The 19,130-nt window shown below is 56.6% G+C and carries 11 protein-coding genes and 1 tRNA gene; 5 read left to right on the top strand and 7 right to left on the bottom strand.

The features are described from left to right. Window positions 1-3: 3 nt before the first annotated feature. The 3 genes from ABD819_RS07430 to ABD819_RS07420 form a co-directional block, all read right to left on the bottom strand. Complete coding sequence (locus ABD819_RS07430) at window positions 4-717, bottom strand: SIMPL domain-containing protein (protein WP_345122633.1); 714 nt, start codon at window positions 715-717, stop codon at window positions 4-6. Between the two features lie 198 nt (window positions 718-915). Next, on the bottom strand, window positions 916-1,449 hold the full coding sequence (locus ABD819_RS07425; protein WP_345122631.1) for a hypothetical protein: 534 nt from the start codon (window positions 1,447-1,449) through the stop codon (window positions 916-918). After that, a complete protein-coding gene (locus ABD819_RS07420; protein WP_345122629.1) occupies window positions 1,449-2,588 on the bottom strand; it encodes a cystathionine gamma-synthase in 1,140 nt (379 codons plus the stop codon). Before ABD819_RS07420 ends, ABD819_RS07425 begins: the two co-directional genes overlap by 1 nt. Before the next feature lie 172 nt (window positions 2,589-2,760). Here ABD819_RS07420 and ABD819_RS07415 point away from each other — a divergent pair, with 172 nt between their 5' ends. From ABD819_RS07415 to ABD819_RS07400, 4 genes are all read left to right on the top strand, one after another. Then, the gene (locus ABD819_RS07415; RefSeq protein ID WP_345122627.1) at window positions 2,761-3,678 is read left to right on the top strand and encodes a DUF2167 domain-containing protein; all 918 of its coding nucleotides are present in this window, start codon (window positions 2,761-2,763) and stop codon (window positions 3,676-3,678) included. A gap of 103 nt (window positions 3,679-3,781) precedes the next feature. Then, entirely contained in the window at window positions 3,782-4,504 is a 723-nt protein-coding gene (locus tag ABD819_RS07410; protein ID WP_345122625.1) for a TVP38/TMEM64 family protein, read from the top strand. Window positions 4,505-4,611: 107 nt separating this feature from the next. Further along, window positions 4,612-4,685: transfer RNA gene (locus ABD819_RS07405), tRNA-Arg, on the top strand. Window positions 4,686-5,332: 647 nt separating this feature from the next. Beyond that, window positions 5,333-10,213: an NACHT domain-containing protein gene (locus ABD819_RS07400; protein ID WP_345122623.1), complete on the top strand. Its 4,881-nt coding sequence runs from the start codon at window positions 5,333-5,335 to the stop codon at window positions 10,211-10,213. A 293-nt stretch (window positions 10,214-10,506) separates the two neighbouring features. On the opposite strand, the gene ABD819_RS07395 is transcribed toward ABD819_RS07400, so the two are convergent. The 4 genes from ABD819_RS07395 to ABD819_RS07380 all read right to left on the bottom strand — a co-directional run bounded on the left by ABD819_RS07395 (window position 10,507) and on the right by ABD819_RS07380 (window position 17,583). Next, on the bottom strand, window positions 10,507-14,298 hold the full coding sequence (locus tag ABD819_RS07395; RefSeq protein ID WP_345122621.1) for an NACHT domain-containing protein: 3,792 nt from the start codon (window positions 14,296-14,298) through the stop codon (window positions 10,507-10,509). A gap of 1,384 nt (window positions 14,299-15,682) precedes the next feature. Continuing rightward, on the bottom strand, window positions 15,683-16,081 hold the full coding sequence (locus tag ABD819_RS07390; protein WP_345122619.1) for a DUF6530 family protein: 399 nt from the start codon (window positions 16,079-16,081) through the stop codon (window positions 15,683-15,685). A gap of 133 nt (window positions 16,082-16,214) precedes the next feature. Beyond that, complete coding sequence (locus ABD819_RS07385) at window positions 16,215-16,811, bottom strand: hypothetical protein (protein ID WP_345122617.1); 597 nt, start codon at window positions 16,809-16,811, stop codon at window positions 16,215-16,217. 319 nt (window positions 16,812-17,130) lie between these two features. Continuing rightward, window positions 17,131-17,583 carry a hypothetical protein gene (locus tag ABD819_RS07380; RefSeq protein ID WP_345122615.1) on the bottom strand — a complete coding sequence of 151 codons (453 nt, stop codon included), beginning with the start codon at window positions 17,581-17,583 and terminating at the stop codon, window positions 17,131-17,133. A 148-nt stretch (window positions 17,584-17,731) separates the two neighbouring features. Between ABD819_RS07380 and ABD819_RS07375 the strand changes: the two genes are divergently transcribed. Further along, window positions 17,732-18,868 carry a hypothetical protein gene (locus tag ABD819_RS07375; protein ID WP_345122612.1) on the top strand — a complete coding sequence of 379 codons (1,137 nt, stop codon included), beginning with the start codon at window positions 17,732-17,734 and terminating at the stop codon, window positions 18,866-18,868. The last annotated feature ends 262 nt before the right edge of the window (window positions 18,869-19,130 follow it).

Below are 19,130 nucleotides of genomic sequence, written 5' to 3'. Positions count from 1 at the left end.
GCGCTATTTCAACTCAAAAACGACATCATACACTGCTTTGACGTTAATCTTGCGCAGCGTCGGCTTTTCCTCTGCTTCCGCCGAAGGCATGCTGCTGTTGCTACCCAGCTCCATGATTTTGTACCGCGCCTGCAGCACGTCGGGTCGCGAACTACCCGGCAGCACTTCCACCAGGCCCAGTACCGCACCGAGTTGCTGGCCAGCAGCGCTGGCACCTACGGTGGCTTTCTGGCGCGCATTGGCTACGGCCTGCGTTATCAAATCGGCTTTCACCGCTTCCAACCGGGCATTTTGCAGGTGTGCCAGGCGAACATTATCGGCCCCGGCCTGCACCAGCTGCGGCAATAGGGTATTGAGTAGCAGCGGACGCTCCAGGGTGAGGCGATAGGTTTTAAACAGCATCACACTGGTGTTATTTACCTTCGAAAAGCCTCCGTAGCCGCTGGCGTTCAGGTCTTCGAGAACCAGCTTATCGGCGGCGATACCGGCCTGCTTCAGCACCTGTAGCAGCGCCTGCGACTGCTCCTGGCTGTGTGCGTTTTCCTTCACATTATCTGAGAACCGATAAGTTATTAGCAAATCGAGCTTTTCAGGCTCCAGCTCCTGCTCGGCGGTGCCGCGCACCAGAATGATACGCGGGGGAGCGGGCGGCGCGACTACTTGGGCCAGCCCAGGCTGCGCCAGCGGCAGCAGCAATGATAGAAACAAATGACGCATCGAAAGCAGAGTTTAAGTGGTTAGACGGCTAAATGTAAAAGCGCCGGACTATCCGCGAGGACCGTCCGGCGCTTCCAACGCTTGCCCCGTCGGCCTCAGTGTGCTTGCCCGATGGCCTGGACCAAATCGGCAATCAGGTCCTCGGCATCCCCAATACCCACGCTCAGGCGGATAAGCGAGGACCCGAAGCTGGAAGCATCACCAGGGCATTTTCAGCGCATCCTGCCACTTGGTGAATGCCCCGAACGGGACCTTAGCCCGGCCGTAGCGCAGGGTGCCGCCGGGGATAGCCTGCGCCGCGGCCTCCAGCAGCCGGAAGGTCATTTTTGCCGGGGCGTCATTCAGCCCGAAAAACGTGGCCGGAAAAGCGGTGAACGCGGCAAATCCGCGTAGCTGCGGCCCACCAATCAAGTAAACCCCCGTCAGCTTCCACCCTCCGGCCCCGCGCAGGGCTCGGATTTTCATCTGCTCCGGCAATATCTCGCCTTCTTCTAATACGCGGGTGGTGAGCAGGCCGCGCACCTGGTCCAGTGTATCCAGCACAAAGCCATTGTTTTTCAGATACAAGCGCAGCCCGGCCAGCACTGAATCCGGCCGGGCGGCGGTTTGCACCAATATGAAGTTGGCCCGGCCGCCGGGGGTGGTGGCCGTAGGGGCGGGCTGCTGGGCCGCCGCTGGCAGCGCCCAGCTCAGCAGCCCGCCTATGGCAGCAATGGTAGCATAGCTCCGCATTACCCGATGGCCTGGGCCAGGTCCTCAATCAGGTCCTCGGCGTCCTCAATGCCCACGCTCAAGCGGATGAGCGAGTCGCTCAGGCCCGACTTGCGGCGCTGCTCGGCCGGGATGCTGGCGTGCGTCATGGTGGCGGGGTGGCCCGAAAGGCTTTCCACGCCGCCCAGGCTTTCGGCCAGGGTGAAGTACTGGAATTTCTCGAGCACGGCGATGGCATCTTCCTGCTTATCACCCTTCAGCACGAAGGAAATCATGCCGCCGAAATCACGCATCTGCCGGGCGGCCACGGCGTGGTTGGGGTGGTTTTCGAAGCCGGGCCAGTACACTTTCTCCACTTTGGGGTGCTGGCGCAGGTACTCGGCCACGGCGCGGCCGTTTTCGCAGTGCCGCTGCATGCGAATGTGCAGGGTTTTGAGGCCGCGCAGCACCAGGAAGCAGTCTTGGGGGCCGGGCGTGCCGCCGCAGGCATTCTGGTAGAAGCTCAGGCGCTCCAGCAGCTGGTCGTCGTTCACTACGAGGGCGCCCATCACGGTATCGGAGTGGCCGGCCATGTACTTGGTGAGCGAGTACATCACGATGTCGGCCCCGAGGTCCATCGGCGTTTGCAGGTAGGGCGTGCTGAAGGTGTTATCCACGGCCAGCAGGGCCCCGGCTTCCTTGGCCACGGCGGCGGCGGCCGCGATGTCGATGATATTCAGCAGCGGGTTGGTGGGCGTTTCCACCCAAATGAGCTTGGTTTTCTCGCTCACCACGGCACGCACGGCTTCCATGTCGTGCATGGGTACGAAGTGGAATTTGATACCCAGCGGCTCGTACACTTTCGTGAACAGGCGGTAGCTGCCGCCGTAGAGGTCGTTGGTCGAAATGACCTCGTCGCCGGGCGCGAGCAGCTTCATCACGCAGTCGATGGCGGCCATGCCCGAGGCGAAGGCCAGGCCGTGCTTGCCGTTGTCGAGGGCGGCCACGGCATCCTGCAGCTGGGTGCGGGTGGGGTTGTGCGTACGCGAATACTCGAAGCCCTTGTTCTGGCCGGGCGAGGTCTGCACGTAGGTCGAGGTCTGGTAGATGGGCGTCATGATGGCCCCGGTAGCGGGGTCCGGATGCACGCCGGCATGAATGGCTTTGGTGGCGAATTTCATAAAAATCGAAGGAGAATTGACGTAAAACGAACCGGGCACGCAGCGTGAGCCGGTGCGTTGGGGCGGCAAGTTACGGACGCCGGCCAGGGCAGCCCCAAAACGGCGGGGCCCGGCTATATTCGCCGTTTGGTTCTTTTCAGTTTTTGGCCCTTTCCAACCTGTTTCACTACGCATGAAATCCATTCTACTCCTTTTTACCGCGCTGCTGATGAGTGGAGCCGCTGTTGCCAAGCCCAAACCCAGGCCCAGGCCCACTCCCACCGCCGTGGATTCGGTGGCATTTTGGCAGGCGGCCGCCAAAGCCTACACCGATTCGGTGAACCACACGCTGCACTACCAGCAGGGCCACATTGTGCTGCCCAGCGGCATTGGCGAGCTCACCGTGCCTCGGGGCTTCCGCTACCTCGACTCGGCCCAGAGCCGCCGGGTGCTCGAGCAGCTGTGGGGCAACCCCAACGGCGAATGCCTGGGCATGCTATTCCCGGTCGGCCGGGGGCCCGTGGAACCCAATCACTGGGCGTATTCCATTGAGTATGATGCCATGGGCTACGTGAAGGACAATGATGCCGAGGACATCAAGTACGATGAGCTGCTGGAAGAAATGCAGAACGACGTGGACGAGGGCAACAAGGACCGGCAAGCCGTGGGCTACGACCCGGTGTACCTGCTGGGCTGGGCGGCCAACCCGTATTACGACAAAGACAAAAATGCCCTGCACTGGGCCAAATCGCTGCGCTTCGGCGCGGGCCCCGACACGGTGCTCAACTACAACGTGCGCCTGCTGGGCCGCAAGGGCGTACTGGTGCTCAACGCCATCGGCGACCGCCGCCAGATTGAGGAAATCAAGGCCAGCATTCCCGGCCTGCTGGCGGGCGTCACCTTTGCCAAGGGCCAGCGCTACGTCGACTTCAACCCCGGCCTCGACGAAGTGGCCGCCTACACCATCGGCGGCCTGGTGGCGGGCAAGGTGCTGGCCAAAGTGGGCCTGTTTGCCGTGGTGCTGAAATTCTGGAAGCTGGGCCTGCTGGCCGTGGCCGGTGCCTGGGCCGCCGCGAAACGGTTTCTCGGCCTTGGCGCGAAAGAATCCTGAGGCGCGGGGCAGCCCCCGCCCCCGGACCATCGTACAGACTGCATCCGGCGGGGCTGGCCCCATCGGGCTCACCGGCCCCGGCCCCCTATTACCTTCGCTGCCCATGAAATTTCTGCGCGAGCTTTTACAAAAAAACTTCTCCACCCTGCTCTCCATGCTGCTGCTGGTGGCCGTGCCCATTGTGGGCAGCTCGTCGCTCACCTTCGTGCTCTACCGCAACCAGCAGCTGCTCGAACAGCTCACCACGGCCCAGAGCCTGCTCTACTTTGTCATCGTGGGCGTGGCCATGGCGTTTTCGCTGGTCAATACCACCGCCGTGGTGCTCATCACGGGCTTTTACCTAGGCTGGAGCGGCTTTCCGGGCATGGTGGTGGCGTATGCCCTGGCCGCCCTGCTCGGCTACCAGATAGCCGCCACCCTCGACCATGGCAAGATGACGGCCTTTATCAGCCGCTTCCCCAAGGCCGAGGCCGTGATGAAGGAGCTGAAAACCGACAGCTGGCAGCTCATTTTCCTCACCCGCGTGTCGCCCGTCACGCCCTTCGCCCTCATGACCTTCATTCTGGCCATTATGGGGGTGCGGCGCTGGCCGTTTCTGCTGGCCTCGGTGGCGGGCATGCTGCCGCGCAGCCTGTTTTTCTACTGGCTCGGTACCAAGGCGCAGGATGTTTTCACCCTGCTCAAAGACCCCGGCACCGGCACCACGGGCAAATTGCTGCTGCTGGGCCTGGTGGTCGTCTCATTCTTCGGACTCTACTACATTTTCAGCCACGCGCTGAAACGCGCCCTCAGCAAAGGGGCCGCCAGCGCCGAAATGCACCCTTGATTATGAGCGGCTTGCACCAAAATCGAAAAAATATCAGCAAAAAACACGCAGCAGGCTTGTGAAGCCCGTTTTTCTATCCTTACCTTTGTGCTCCCAACACGGGAAACGGTTGTGTAGCTCAATTGGATAGAGCATCTGACTACGAATCAGAAGGTTTAAGGTTCGACTCCTTACACGACCACATAAAAGGCCCTTCCTGATATCAGGAAGGGCCTTTTGCTTTTCCGGGGGACCCGGGAGGGGACCCATAAGTCTTGGCTGGCTACAGGCAGGGTTATTGGCGAGCATGGCTCGATACGTCAGGTTGAAACGGTTTCCCCTACGGCTCGATTCCCCCTCCTACTATAGACCTTTCGTTCGTTTCAGCCCCGAGAAGCTTTTCGCATCAGGCTTTCCTCTGATGAGTGTTAACGAATGATGACATCTAATAATCGCTCGTTTACGATGTATAAAAAGCTCCGCTATTTTCAGTGTCGGGCTACCGTGTTGGCAGTTTGAGAAGCGGTGGCCTTTTCAAAACGCCTGTCTAGCTAATGTTCGCCCCATTGAGACGCCTTGCAGAGGAATGTTTGTAAAATGACCATAAGGGATGCCGTTGCGTTCTACTCCTTGGTCTTAGGCTCAAAGCCTGGTAAGTTACTGTCAAGTATAGAGTAGTGAGTAGATGCTTTTCTCTACCGGCTCTCAATTTGGGGGGGCGTACACCGGCTCGATGAGGTCATCAGGTTGATTAATCGTTCAGCTAACAGTCATTGAGGGGCTTATTTGTCGCAACGCCAATTGCGCCGCAGCTTTGTTGTGATTTAGTACGCCGTTGCCCACTGCCATATGGAGTTGTTACCGCTTTACCTGCTTACCCCCTCTACTACCGCTATCGCCCCGCCGCTGACGACCAACCAGCAGGAGTTGCCAGTAGAGCAATTGGCATGGCAGGACTTTGAACGCCTGTGTCTGCGCCTCGTACAGGCAAAAGCGGGCGTAACGGCCAGTGAGTTGTACGGCATCAGGGGACAGGACCAGCAAGGCATTGATATATTTGTTCGGAAGCCCTCCGGAACCTACGCTACTTACCAGTGCAAGCGCTGTGAAACGCTGACACCTGGTGCGCTCCGGGAAATCGTTGAGTTGTTTTTAAAAGGCCAGTGGGCAGCTAAGAGTGATGAATTTGTGCTGTGCACCACAGCCGCGCTCAATACTACCCAGCAGCAGGACGAGTTTGAAAAACTGCGCGACGAACTGGCTGCCCGAGGTATCGGCTTCAGCAAATGGGATAAGGTGCAACTGCCCCGGCTGCTCAAAGAATATCCGCCTATCGTCTATGATTTTTTCGGCCGGGAATGGGTCAAACTTTTCAATGGGCCAGAAGCCTATGAGCGCCTTCATACGGAACAGCAGCGCCTCGATGCCAATCTAGTAGTGAAGTACCGACAGGAATTAGCGGCTTTTTACGCGGTAGTGTTTAACCACTACGACCCGGGCTTGACTATTCCTGAGCTATATGAAAGCCCTTTCTTGCTTCAGCAGCGCTTCATTGTACCCGATGTGTACGAAGTAACCACCAGCGCTGCTTATTCGCAGCTGTCGACCAAACCGGTGGCGGATACGGTGGACGATGCAGTTCGTGAGCAGGCCCAGGATATGCATACCCACCGGCAGCAGCAACGAGCCGGGCTCCTCAAACCACGCCATAATTCTACTGAGCAATATTATCGTCCTGCTCCTAAGACGCGGGTACGCTTCGAGGTACAGTTGGTACGCCACCCCCGCAGCATTATCATCGGCGACCCTGGTGCCGGCAAGAGCACCTTGCTGCGCTATCTAACGCTCGATTTACTTAGCAGCAGCCCTACGCTGGAAACGGTGGCCCGGCAGCTGCCCGGCCGCCTGCCCGTTTGGCTTCCTTTCGCTTACCTGACCAAGCAGTTGACTGTAAATGCCAACTACAGCCTGACCGAACTGTTACACCTGTGGTTCAGTAGCATGGATAAAAAGCATCTGGCCGACCTGGTGCAACTCGCGCTGCAGGACGAGCGGTTACTATTGCTTATCGATGGGGTAGACGAGTGGAATAGTCTGGCCGCGGCCGAGCAGACTATTGCCAAAATTGAGATTCAGGCCAGCCTGCGAGGGGTGCCCGTCGTGTATTCCAGCCGCCCATACGGGTATAAGCTGTTGCAGGAGCGCCTGCTAAATGTACGTCAACTGGAGCTGGCCCCCTTCTCACGTCCGCAGCAGCGGGCGTTCGTGCGCAATTGGTATGAGCAGTGGCTGCGGGCTATCGGACCGGGCAGCACAGAACGGGCCCCGGCCGAAACGAACAATTTCTTCGCCGAGCTGGATAAATCAAACGACTTAAAGCACTTGGCTGAAAACCCATTGTTGCTCAGTATCCTAGTAGCCCAAAAGCTGCGCGACTCAGTACTGCCCCGCAACAAGCTGCGCGCCCTTCAAGATATAACGGACTACTTGGTGAATAAGCACCCAGGCAAACGGCAGTGGGAAGCTGGCATTGTAGACGAGGTGCGCTGGGATTTTGAGTTGAATGATGTGTTTGCCGAGTTGGCATTCTACATCCAGGGGCACAGCAACGATGGGGCCGTTGCCAAGACGGATGCTGCCCATGTGGTGGAAGGCTACCTAAACCGAATGATGGGCTACGAGCCAGCCAAGGCTAAAAAGCTGGGTCGAGAATTTGTGGACTTGAGCGCCAACAGCATCGGTATCCTTATCGAGAAATCCACCGAGGAAGTCGCGTTCCGGCATCGCCAGTTTCAGGAATACTTGGCGGCCCGCTACCTCTACGAGTCGGACAAGGAGGAAACGCGCAGTTTGTTGCAGACCTACGCGGCCGAGCAGACCTGGAATCAGGTGCTGCTGACCTTCTTTAACTTGATACCCGCCAAGAAAACCACGGACTTTACTGATTTTATGGCCCAAGTGAATTATGAGGGGCCGGACCGGGCTAAGGCGCATTACGTGCGCTTTCTGCGCTATGACATCTGCTTGCGGCTGCCCAACTCACCCAACGCGACCGCCCGGGAGGCACTAACGCAGATTCAATACGAGTTTGAGTACGAGCAGGATGAAGCAGTAAAGCAACTGCTGCTGCAATTGCTGCTGGGAGCAGCCGAGAACCCAAAGCTTAAAGCGCAGATATTTACTTACCTAAACTCTTATTTCCCCAACGTTTATCCATACAACGACTACCGAACGACCGCCCTGCGTGCCGTACCTGTCGAATTGCTCTCGGTGCCGCAAAAGGCTTTTCTGGTTAAGGCGCTGCTGAATGGCAATACTGCCACCAAGCTGACCGCTTCGGCTACCCTGGGTCGGTTTCTGGCTGATGAATGGGTGTGGGAACAGGTGCAGGCCCTGTTAAATGGGCCAACCCGCCCTGACCTGCTGGCTTTCGCGCTTAACAGCGTCGCGGCATCAACCGGCCAGCCGGAACGGCAGGCGGCCGCTCTGGCGCAGGTACCGACTTCAGTTACGGGCGCACTGCTGTTGTTTAGCACAAAGTTAAAAGTTGAGTTGAAGCAGCACACCGAGCAGGACCTGCTGGAGTTGCTGGCGGGAGCAAACGGGCTGGAAAACGAGCTAGATGAAGAACTGACCAGCCTGCTAGCCACTGGCTGGCCCACGGACCCTCTGCTGCTGGAAGCGTGCCTAGCAGGCGTGGAGTTACTAAAGACAGAGCGCTCGAGCTTGAAGAAGGACCTTGCCTGGAAGCTGCTGTTTCACGGCTTCCACGACCACGAGCAGGTAATAGATTGGCTGGTAACTGAGTTAGAAACCCAGGAATATCCGCTTCACGCCCTGACTAACTATCAGGGGTGGCAGTATATGGTTACTTACTTCCGCGACAGCCCGCGCGTCGTAGCAGCTATCGACCAGTGGCTGTTGCGGGTCGAAGGCTTTCGTGAACTAGAGGTAGCATTTGCCTGCCTGGTGGGGCGAACTCCTGTGGCGAGGGAATACTTACTGCGCATCCTGGATACTTCCGTATCGCCGCAGTGGCCGATGATGGCCTTGCTGGACGGGTGGGGCGACGACCCGCAGGTGCTGGACCGGCTGCGCGAGTATTTCCGGCGCGACTCGCCACATAAGGACTCTGCTTCTCATTACGTCAGCCAGCTATTTAGGGAGGAAACGGCCGAGGGGGTAGCCATTTTGGAGAAAATACTCTTTGACCGCGAGCGCTACGACCGTAACCGTGCCGTGGTGCCGCTCGTTGAACTGGACCGGGATTATTTTGTGCGCCAGTTGCTGGGGCCGTTTCTGGAGCACGAGTTGGGTTTGCTTTCGAAGGAGTTGCTGGGGCAGTATTATAATTGCCTGACCACGCTAGTGGAACAGTGTCATACCGACGAGCGAGTGCGGGCACTGGTATTCGCCGAAGCTAGTCAGCACGACGTCTACGCGGTCGACCTACTTATTCGCTACTACCCGACGGCCACCGAGGTAATTGACCGCCTGCTGGCATATTCGCAACCTTTGGCAGCCAGCTACAGGCTGCCCATGATTGAGAAACTGGGCGAGCGTTACTTGGCCGATGAGCAGAGCCTGCAGCAACTCGCCTCCTTCGAACAGGAGTCAGACAATCTGCTACGGAGCGAAGCGGCAGTGCAGTACTTCACCGGCATCAAAAACGCTCAGCCGGAGATTATTCGAGCTATCTGCACGCGTCTGGCTCACATCAGATATATCGGTCAGGAAACCAGCCGGCAGATTGGCTTTGTGGGCTTTCTGTTGCTCAATGACCTGCCGGCGTATTTTGCTTTGCCCAAGGACAGCTACACCCATGAGAAACCGTCTCCAGCATTTGAGTTTGAGAACAGATTTAACAAGCATGAACCAATCTTGCTGAAAGTGCTCGTCGAACACTTCGACGTGCTGTATGCGGGCATTCAAAGAAATTTTGAGGTAATCGCCGACTCGTATGCGTTGGCAGAACCACAGCGGATATGGGGGGCGCTGGCTAAGCACTCAACGGTCGACTCGCCCACCGCGCCCTATCTGCTAAACTTTGTAGAGCAGCACGCGGATACCATCACCAACCCCGACCTGCTGGCTTGGCTGGCGACGGCGGCTCCAGGCAGTCAAGTGCTTAAGCGTATTGCGCTTCGGATGCTCGAATCGTACAAGCGCGAGGAAAGCGCCTATGCCGGCGAAGTAATTGGCCAGCAGTTTATGGCATATGCCGATGTGCGGGCGCTTGTGGCGACCATAGAGGATACATTTTGCGACACGGGTAAGATAGTGGCCGCCTGCATCGGCTGGCCCGACTTGCCGCAACTACGAGCTCTATTTGAGAAAGCCATTGCAACTCAGGAATACATTGACCATGATGCTGGATTTAACCTGAAATTCTTATTTCGGGATGTGCCCAACATCATGGCATTTCTAGCGCAGGTGGTCACCCACGAAAAGGATATGCGTTACCACCATCGTTACTTTATTCAGCCTCTCCTGGCCCGCATAGTACGCGATGAATTCCTACAGGACAGCTTAATGGAGGAGTTAGGGCGCACTTCGGACATGGCTTGCAAGGTATCCTACTATGCGCTGCTTACCCGCACCAATGCTAAGGCAGCCGATTTAGCTAAATGGAAGCAGGCTCAACAGTCTTATTTGAGCAGCCGAGGCTACAATATCGTGGAAAACCGCTCGATGTCTCTGTCCGAGACGCTGCGAGAAATTTGGTATTAGCTAAGTGTGTAGTCCCATCGTGGAATTGGTCGGGTCACGGGTAAAGGTAATAGGAGTCTTTCTGCCACTGCATGTAGGCAAACTTTTACAGCATTAGCCCACGTAGGGTCATCAGGGAAATGCGTTAGTAATTGGACAAAGAAGGCAATAATTCGTTTCGGTAAGAAGGCTAGGCTTGGCTGCTGATTATAAAACCCTGTCCGGTACCTCAATCTGGGTAGAGCGTAGCGATGAGTACGTTTGCAGACGGTGTGGGCCTCTTTGCTCATATCAATGCATAACGTAGAAGGCTACTACAGCATTTCAGGCAAGCGCTGAAATAGTTGCCGGGCTTCTGGCCATCCCGCGTCTACGAAGACGGATAAGCAATCTACTAGTCGCATTCGGCGATTGGAGTCGGTGAATATGGCTCGGTAATCAGCTAGGTATAGCCCAATGAGTTCGACGAAGAGCGTCGCGCCTAAACTTTCGTGCTCATAATGTGCGATTCCACTGGGACGTAAAATAGCAGCGCTTAAAAGGTCAAAACACCGCTCCGGCGCAACGGCCGTCAACTTGCTTATTACCTGCAGCATGTAATGCACCGTTCTGGGACTGCCAAGCGCATTGAGTTTGGCAATGAGCGGAGCATATACTACTAGGAATTGTTGCTTCGCGGCGACGCTCGGCAGACCTGGCTCGGTGCTGTCGAAGCTGACCGCATAATACAGTTGGTCTGATATTTCAGTGAAGAGCTTCAATGCTGTAATCTGCGAGTCGGTCGGGCGGCCAACGACTGGCCAAGTTGTAATTGAAGGCTCGACCGCAGCAATTAGGAACCAAATAAATTCAATCGTTCGCACCCTAATCCCTTCGGCAGCAGCGTCAGCCGGGTCGAAGCCCCGCAGAAAGGTTTGCCGGAGATTACCTAACACCAAGTGCAGACGATTTTCCTCCAGTTCATAATTTGCTGCCCACTCCCATAAGGCAGTTCGAGATGCTTCTAGCCCCTTATAGAGCGCAAGGTATGTCACTTGGGCGGCTACGTTGTCATTGCCCCGTATAATCGAGCTAGTTCGTTTAGCCAGCAGCAGGATAATAGGCTCCAAGCATTCGGTTGCTTGGTCTCGCCAAGCAGCTAGCACGGAAGAGCCGTGCTGTAACAAGCTTAAATTTAATTCATTATCTGCAAAGCTGGCGGCTAGCAACCACATGCTTTCAGGGTCTACCCGGCCTATCCGGGGAAGGGCATGTATCACTTGCAAGCGGACGGCAGGGTAAGCATCGACTAACAACTCCTCGAACTGCTTCCTAATTTGGGGCCACTGCCCCGGTACTGAAACCAACGATGCGATTGCCTTAGCGGCGGTAATTCGGGGGGCTGGGGGACTCCAATAAGGTAGATGAACAGCTGGTTCGTCTGGTTCGTCTAACGGCTTGGGTATAGGATGCTGCGCGAGGGCAAGCAGTTTCGCAAGGGCTGCCGGACGAACGGGTGCCGGCATGCCATTGTGCAACAATGCCAAGCCAAGTCCCTCGGCCAGCGCATCCGATGCCTCACATTCTGTTGCTGCCTCAATAGTCTCTCCTACAGCTTCTAAGGCAAGGGTGAGTGATTGAACCGCCTTCCATAGGGTAGCAGCCTGCTCCGAAGAAATCGCCGTTTTCAATTCCTCACTCGCCCGTCTTACCTGGTTACTCAGTACAAGAATGGGATTGATAGGAGCATTGGAGTCACCACTGGCTGGTTCAGAGTCATTATCAGAGCTCGGGTAGTCGCTATAAAATTCGAACGGGTTGGCATTTTCAAAATAGCCACCCGTTCCCTTCGCAGCTTGTAAAAAATCGATTGCTTCAGTCGTGGCTAAGTTTTCTGCTCGAATACTCGTGAATAGAGTGCCGAGGACTTGGTTACGAACGTGCGTTGGCTGAACAAAGTCCGCAAAATCATAGTGTAGCCATTCTACTTCAATTAGTTTGCGCTCTATTGTAGAAAGGCGAGGATAGATTGCCGCAATTAAAGCCACGGCACTTTGACGCGTATCAAGCGAGCTGAGCACTGTCGATGTAGCGGCTGCCCGCCACAGTAACTGGCCGAGCACCTCCAACTTAGTAGCAGCCACGGTGAAAAGCGCTCGCCAGGCTAATGCAGTACCCGTCTCCTGAAGGACGAGCGCGGGTAGTTCCATCAGTAGCCCATGGTCTTCAATCGTCGGTACCCATTCTACAAACGCTTGGTACACGGTAGCATAATCTGCATGGTGGTCTCCCTCTACCTCCCATGCCCAGATGTAACTACTGTCATCGGCAAAAATGTGAGCGACCGTTCCGATTAACACTTCACCTGGCGGGCGATTACCATGGGTCAGCTCCGGCTCGCTTACCCCGCGAAGGGTAGCGCCAAACGCCCGAATAGCGACCCGTGGAAATTGGCGCAGCAACGCTGGATACGCCCGGGCGAGGGAATGAAGGGCCATCGCATAATCCTGCGCCGCGTTCGACGACATGCCGATTATCCAACTCCGCGAGAGAGAAGTAACTTGTTCGCGACTAAAACGCCCCCCGCGAAAAACCCGGCAAAACAGTTGTGCGGCAAAGTCTGCATCGTGCGGCGCGATGGCTAAGACCTGTTCTGCAAGCCAAGGCACTTCGATGTACCCAAAATGGGCAAAGCGTTCGGGCTCAAAAAGCTGGATGAGGCACTCGCGCGAAGCAGCGGGGCTGGTTCCGTAGGTGCGGGCGACATACGTGACGGCCTGCGGGGCCAGCCATCCCAGCGAGCCTTCATCGGCAGACACCCGGTCAAACAGTCGCCGGGCCGCTATGCCCAGCGAATGCGTCGCGGTACTATCCGGCGTTGTATCCAACAACGAACCAATCAGGGCACGAACGCTGCCCAGTTGTTCAATTCGCATGACCGGTAGATGGGCCAGCAAGTCAGCCCACGGTCCAACAGCCACAGGTTGGTTGAATGATAGGCGGGTAAGCAGCGCGCCCGCCAGCAAGCCAAAGGCCTGTTCCAGGGCCGTGTCAGGCCGGCCCAGCACCTCAATTAGCAGGGACATGTCTTCGTGTTCCTGGACCGACTCGACTGCGATGCGCGTTACCCCAATGCGAATGAGTGGGTCCAACTGCCCGTTGCTTATCAGGGCAGCGACGAAAAGCCAAAACCTGCTTCGGGGCAGGCGTTTCCTGAGGACTTCTATCCAGTAATCCAGCGAAGGAGAAATCAGGAGGCCGGCCCCACTGGTGCGTTCCAAGTAGTGTAAAGCGGTGGTTTCGTCCGGTAGAAGCAGCAGTTTTGCCACCGCGTAGTCAAAGAGCACGTGGTGGCGGAAGCCGATGCGCTGGGTATGCTCAAGCACTAGCACGCCGACCCGTTGTAACTCAACCACTGTTGACGTGGAGGACGGTTCGATGGCAGTTTCCGGGATGTCAAGGGACTGGGCCGCGAGCATTTGCTCGAGGATTCGCTTTAAACTTACCGTCGCCAGGGTGCTAAACTCCTGGATGCGCTCTTCCCAGTAGCGTTCCAGCAATTCCCCACGGGTCATTACAGTCGCCAGGGACCTTGTGGGTTGAGCGCGCAGCAGGTTCCCGAGCAAGGCGAGATTGAAAAAATTACGTGCCAGGCCTACCAGTCGGGCGTTCCCCGTGCTGACAGCAGTGCCTAATGCTGGTGACTGAGCCGCGACCGCTGCCTGCTCTTCCTCGTTCAGCAATCCGACATGAACATGGCGAACTGCCATAAAACCAGAGTCAGCGTATTCTAATTGCGGAGGTGTTCCCTCGAACAAACGACACCATTCTCTCCCCAGCCGCAAGTCGAACGTGCGCACGGATACCACCACTCGCCATCCAGGCAAAGCGGTAACTTCCTCCACCAGCCGCCGGTAGATGGAATCAGCCACGCTTCCCCGTACGGCATCCAGGGCATCGAGCAGCAGATAAGCCGGCGCAACAATGGGCAGCTGTTGCAGGACCTCTGGAAGCGGATGGACAAGCCCAATTTCCCGGCTCAGTTGCTCCATCGTCTGCGCGCCCCCTTCCACCATTAGTGCAACGACGGTACCTTGCCCGCCCAGGTGCTGAGCGAGTTGATGCATAACGGCGGACTTGCCAGCACCAGGTTCTCCAGTGAGCGCAAGAGAACCCTCCCGCGCGGCGGCCGCAACTATGTCAACCACCGGTCGGTGAATGGTGACGGCGCCTTCCGGAGCCACCAGCGTAGCGAATCGCCCTAGGCGGGCAATGGCCTTCGTACTATATGTCGTCAGGCAACTTACGTCGTCCTGGTAACTGGGCGGTGCCAGTAATTGCACCTTCCCTCTTAAGGCTTGACTGATAACGGAAATATCGCCCCCGGTACCGCGTTGGGCAGCATCAGCCGCCCATACCACGAGCAAATCAAATAGCGTAGTTTCCTCCCCGACTATCGCTACGACGGGACGTAGAACTTCCAGCAGCAACTGGCGGTGGTCGTCACTTATAACTATTACGGAACAGGTTCCCAGCAAGGCTTGCAACTCAACAGTGGGCAAGGGTTCATTTGCGGTTTTAAGCCACGCGGCCTGCAGTAGGGTCGTGAACGTTTGCAGGGCAACCAGTAGCCGGCCCGGCATCCCCGTAGCGGCACCCGTGCGATTGCGGTCGAGCGCTTCTCGTAGATGGTGGGTAATGGTGGTGGGGGCCTCCGTTCCGACGGCGAGCACTAAACGGTCGCGGGCCATTTCCAAACGGCGGGGAGGCCCATTTACATAAGTACCTTGCTGATACTGCCGCACAAATTGGTCGGCCACGGAAGCTAATTCCCCGTCAGGATGAGCCGAGAGAGCAATTGTGCGTTTCGCCTGAATGTATACTTCTCCACAATCCGTCTGGATGAGAACGTCGTCTACCGCCGTTGGTACCTCAAAAAACAATTTCTTGGGGGTTCCGGGTAAACCGCTCGCCAGTCGGGAAAGAGGACGCTCTGCCAAAAGCAAGCCCGCAACGCAGGCCCCTACTTCAGCCTGAAAAACAACTCCACCAGACGTACCTCTGCCACTCATTGAATAAATACTTTCGTGATGTCAACCAGGTAATGGTATTTAAATAGAATTGCTCCTTCTGAGTACAGCGCAGGCTGCGACTAAGGGTTTGTTTGACGCTGCTTAACGGTACATGGCTTGGCTATTCGCCACTTTAAGTTTTCACGTCATTGAAAATACAAAGCTTTTCTATGCGCTACTCCCCGGCCGCAGGTACAATGCGGGTTGAATACCGGCGTTGCACAGGCCCTGAGCACATTCGCCCTGCCACTCGGGGTCGGCGCAGAGCGCAACATTGGGCTACCAAGTCATGGGGTAGCCAGCGCACGTAACGTATCACTAGATGGACAAGCTAGACCTAATGCTTATAGATTAGCGAAGGCCAGGGAAGGGCAGCAGAAGTAGACCTAAGGACAATGTGAAATACCCTAGCATGATTGCGGCGCCCGGGGCGTAATGATTAAAGCAGCGCCTTTAGCTCTTGTAAACGAGGACCAAATTCTCCCCAGTTATTCTGAATGAAATTGACCAAATCGGGATAGTCGCTTGGATTGATGACGTACTCTTTCAAGCGGGGTGATAGACTTGCTTGGCCAGTGGTTTGCCGTTTCACCACGGTTGCCAACAGAATAGCCAAATCCAACACCCGATGCAACGGCACTTCCTCGCTTTGACGACTCCAGCGGCCTGTAGCCGTTTCGCGAAATACTTTGGCCGTGAAGTCGTGGGGGTCGAATTGGGCCCGGCCAATGGACAGAGCACGGGCATCAGTGGTTTGCGCCGGATAGACGGCATCGTTAAGATGATAGTCATCAACAGCGACAATGGGTTGATGCTGCAGGTGGGTAGGAACGGTCATAAACAAGAGAAAAGAGGTTGAAATTGAAATCTATCCGATGGATGCAATGGCTGGCTCGGGAATAGCCGCATGAGCAGCAGCAAGTTTAAATCCTTTGCCAAATAGTCGGCGATGGCAGCTAATAAATACAGCTTCAACAGTCCACCTCTTCATAGGCCGCATCCGCGCGGCGCATACTCGCGCGCATCTGGTCGGTGAGGCGGCAACCTTGCAATCGAATGCCGAAGGCCTGGTGCACCGCCCGGAGCACGTAGGGGAAGTTGGCCCAGCTCCACTGCGTGCTCACGCGCACCAATTGGCCACCGGCGGTGCGAATGGGCTGGCGGTTGAAGCGTACCTCATCCGTCACCTCGTAGCTAAGCTTAAAGACGGTGCGGTTGCCTAGGCTGGCAGGCAACTCTTCCACCGGGCGGAACACCTCGTGAAGCTGCGCCACCGTCAGCTTATCGGCAACAAAGTCCTCGAAGACGGCAAGTAGGAAAGCCCCCTTTTTCAGAGGGATAGAGCGGCCGGACAATATCCATTGGCTGTAATCGCGCGAAGCGGGAGCTGGCATGTAGATTTCGGTGGTTGGTAATTGAAAAAATATGGGCAAGGCCACGTAGGTACCTTCCGGTAACTGCCGCACCAAACTTAGGGTAGCTAAAGTCGCCAGTAGCAGCTCTACTTTCTCGGGCTCGAGGGGCTTGAAGCGGGCGGCGACTTGGGCGGCATGGAGTGGCTGGGCCACTTGCTGGAGAGTGTCGCGCAGGGGCTGCGGAAAGAGGCCGTAGTTGGCGACTTTGGCGCCGCCGGAGTGAGCCAGCGGGCGGCGAAGTCAGGGCAAGTCACGGATAGAAAGGAAGGCGATAAAACTGAAATGGACATCAGCCCCCGAACTTACTGCCTGCGCAAAGGACTTAGCGGAGTTTGGCCGCTAAATTGCCCTGGAGATAAAAGTTCCTTCCGGTGAAATTAAATTTTACTCATGGCCTTTTCTCTACCCCATGCCTCCGCGTATTAGATTCGCTTATGCCCACGATGGGCAGCTCAACGTGGTGGCTGCCGCCTCAGCCGATAAACACCGCAAAGACTACACCTGCCGCGGCTGCGGCAAACCCGTTCGCCTGTGCTACGGCGACATCAACCAAACCCGGCATTTCCGTCACAAGCCCCAGGTGTGGGCTCTGGGCGAGCATTGTGACTACCGCGACGAAACCTATGCCCACCGCCAGGCCAAGGCCATCCTGCAACAGCAGCGCTGGGTGAAGGTACCGCCGGTCTTCCCACGCCGCGCGGAAGGGTACCAAGGGCCCATCCAGGCCTTGCACGACGCCCGCGTGGTAAAAGCCGCCCATGTGTACCTCGAATGCACGATGTACGAAAACGCAGCGTGTGGGCTTGATTTTCAGCGACCGCAACAACCCTTCGTGGTCGAGCCCGGCCGGGTGGATTTCGTGTGCCGGCCCGATGTCATCTTTACCGATGCGAACGACCAGCCCATTTTGTTCGTCGAAATCCACGTCACCCACGAAGTAGGATACGAAAAGCTCATTGGCCTGCGCCGGGCCCAGATTGACACCATTGAAATCACCATCCCCTGGTTTTTCAACGCCCGGGAAATTGAAAAACTACTGGCTTCTGCCACCGACACCAAGTGGCTGTATAATCATGAGCGAGAAACTACTGACCCCGTTGGACGTGATGCCGTCGGCCCTGCGCCACATGGTGGAGACAATTCTGAAGAAGCACCAGCCTTTGAGCCAGAATCCCTCGAGTGCCAGCTCTACGAAATTAGAGAAGCTCTACGAAGCCTTGCAAAGTTTGTGGGAGGAACTGCAGTGGGCACCCTCCATGAGCGACTTGCAGCGGCGTACGACGCGCTTGCAGCAGCAGAAAAACACGAGGCCGACGAGCTGGCCGCACAGCTTGCGGAAGCTGAGGCAGAATTACGAGCGGAGTTTGCAGGAGCGGAAGCAGAACTTAACGCAGCAGCAGCAGCACTGGGAGCAGAAAAAGCAGACGTGGCGCGACTCTTTGAGAGGGAAAAAGCAAAACTTGCAGGAGAGCAGGCGGCTGTTGAGCTTGCCCTTCGAGCAGTTTGTGAACGAGCAGCCCTTGGGCTACGACGCCGAGTGGCAGAGCGCCGAGCAGCGTATCGCCGAGCAGAACATGCTGTTGCAGCAAAGCGAAGCCAACTACACGACCGCCTTGCAGCAGCACAAGACGCTGTTACGAAACGCTTTCGAGAAGCTCGAACGGCGCTTGAAGCAGGAGCAGCGCGAGAATCCGCTGACTTTACAGCAGCTGCAGCAGTGGAACGCGCAATTCAGAGCCGACTTACCCGCCTCAGTCGCTACCTGGAAGGCCGCTGCTGCCGTACGGGAGACGAGTTTGCGCGAAGAATTAGCCGATTGGAACGCGAATCACCAGACGTTAGCCGCCGAGCTACCGAGCTGGCCCGACTTGAACGTGAGTGGGCAGCAGCTTATCGATTGGAAGCCGACTTTGACCGCGAGGCACCAGCGGTTGCACGAGCAGAAGCAACGATTAACTCACGCCGAGCAGACCATGCACGCCGAGTGGCAGCGCGTGAACGCGAAGCCGAGCTTGTCGGCGCCGCCCAGCGCCGAGCAGAAGCAGGATTGGCTTCGGAAATCACTGCCGCTGCGGGCTATCTGGCGCGAATTACTCCCACTTATGAAGCGTTGCGCGCTGCTAAAGGCCGAGCTATTGACCATCGGTTTGCTAAGCGCTGACGACTACCCCGAGATTGAGGTGGACTGGACAGCTGTCGAGTTCATTTAACTACTCGTGGTTGTTGCAGAAGTCGAGATACCGGTATGCAAGACCGGTTGGGTGGGTACCACGCGGAGAAAAACGCCGGGGGCGCCCTATTTCCGGGCCGTTCTGAGTTTGCCAACCGATTCTTGAGGCCTCAATACGGGTTCTGCAACAGTCACACTTGTTTTACCTGCCATAACAGAAGAACTACACATCCTACTTCTGTCCATCAATCCTAATACCACTTCATCATTGCTATTGATTTTTAGTTGGAATTTCACCCAAC

The organism is Hymenobacter antarcticus (assembly GCF_039539545.1).
Classification (GTDB): domain Bacteria; phylum Bacteroidota; class Bacteroidia; order Cytophagales; family Hymenobacteraceae; genus Hymenobacter; species Hymenobacter antarcticus.
This window is presented reverse-complemented; position numbering and strand designations above follow the sequence as displayed.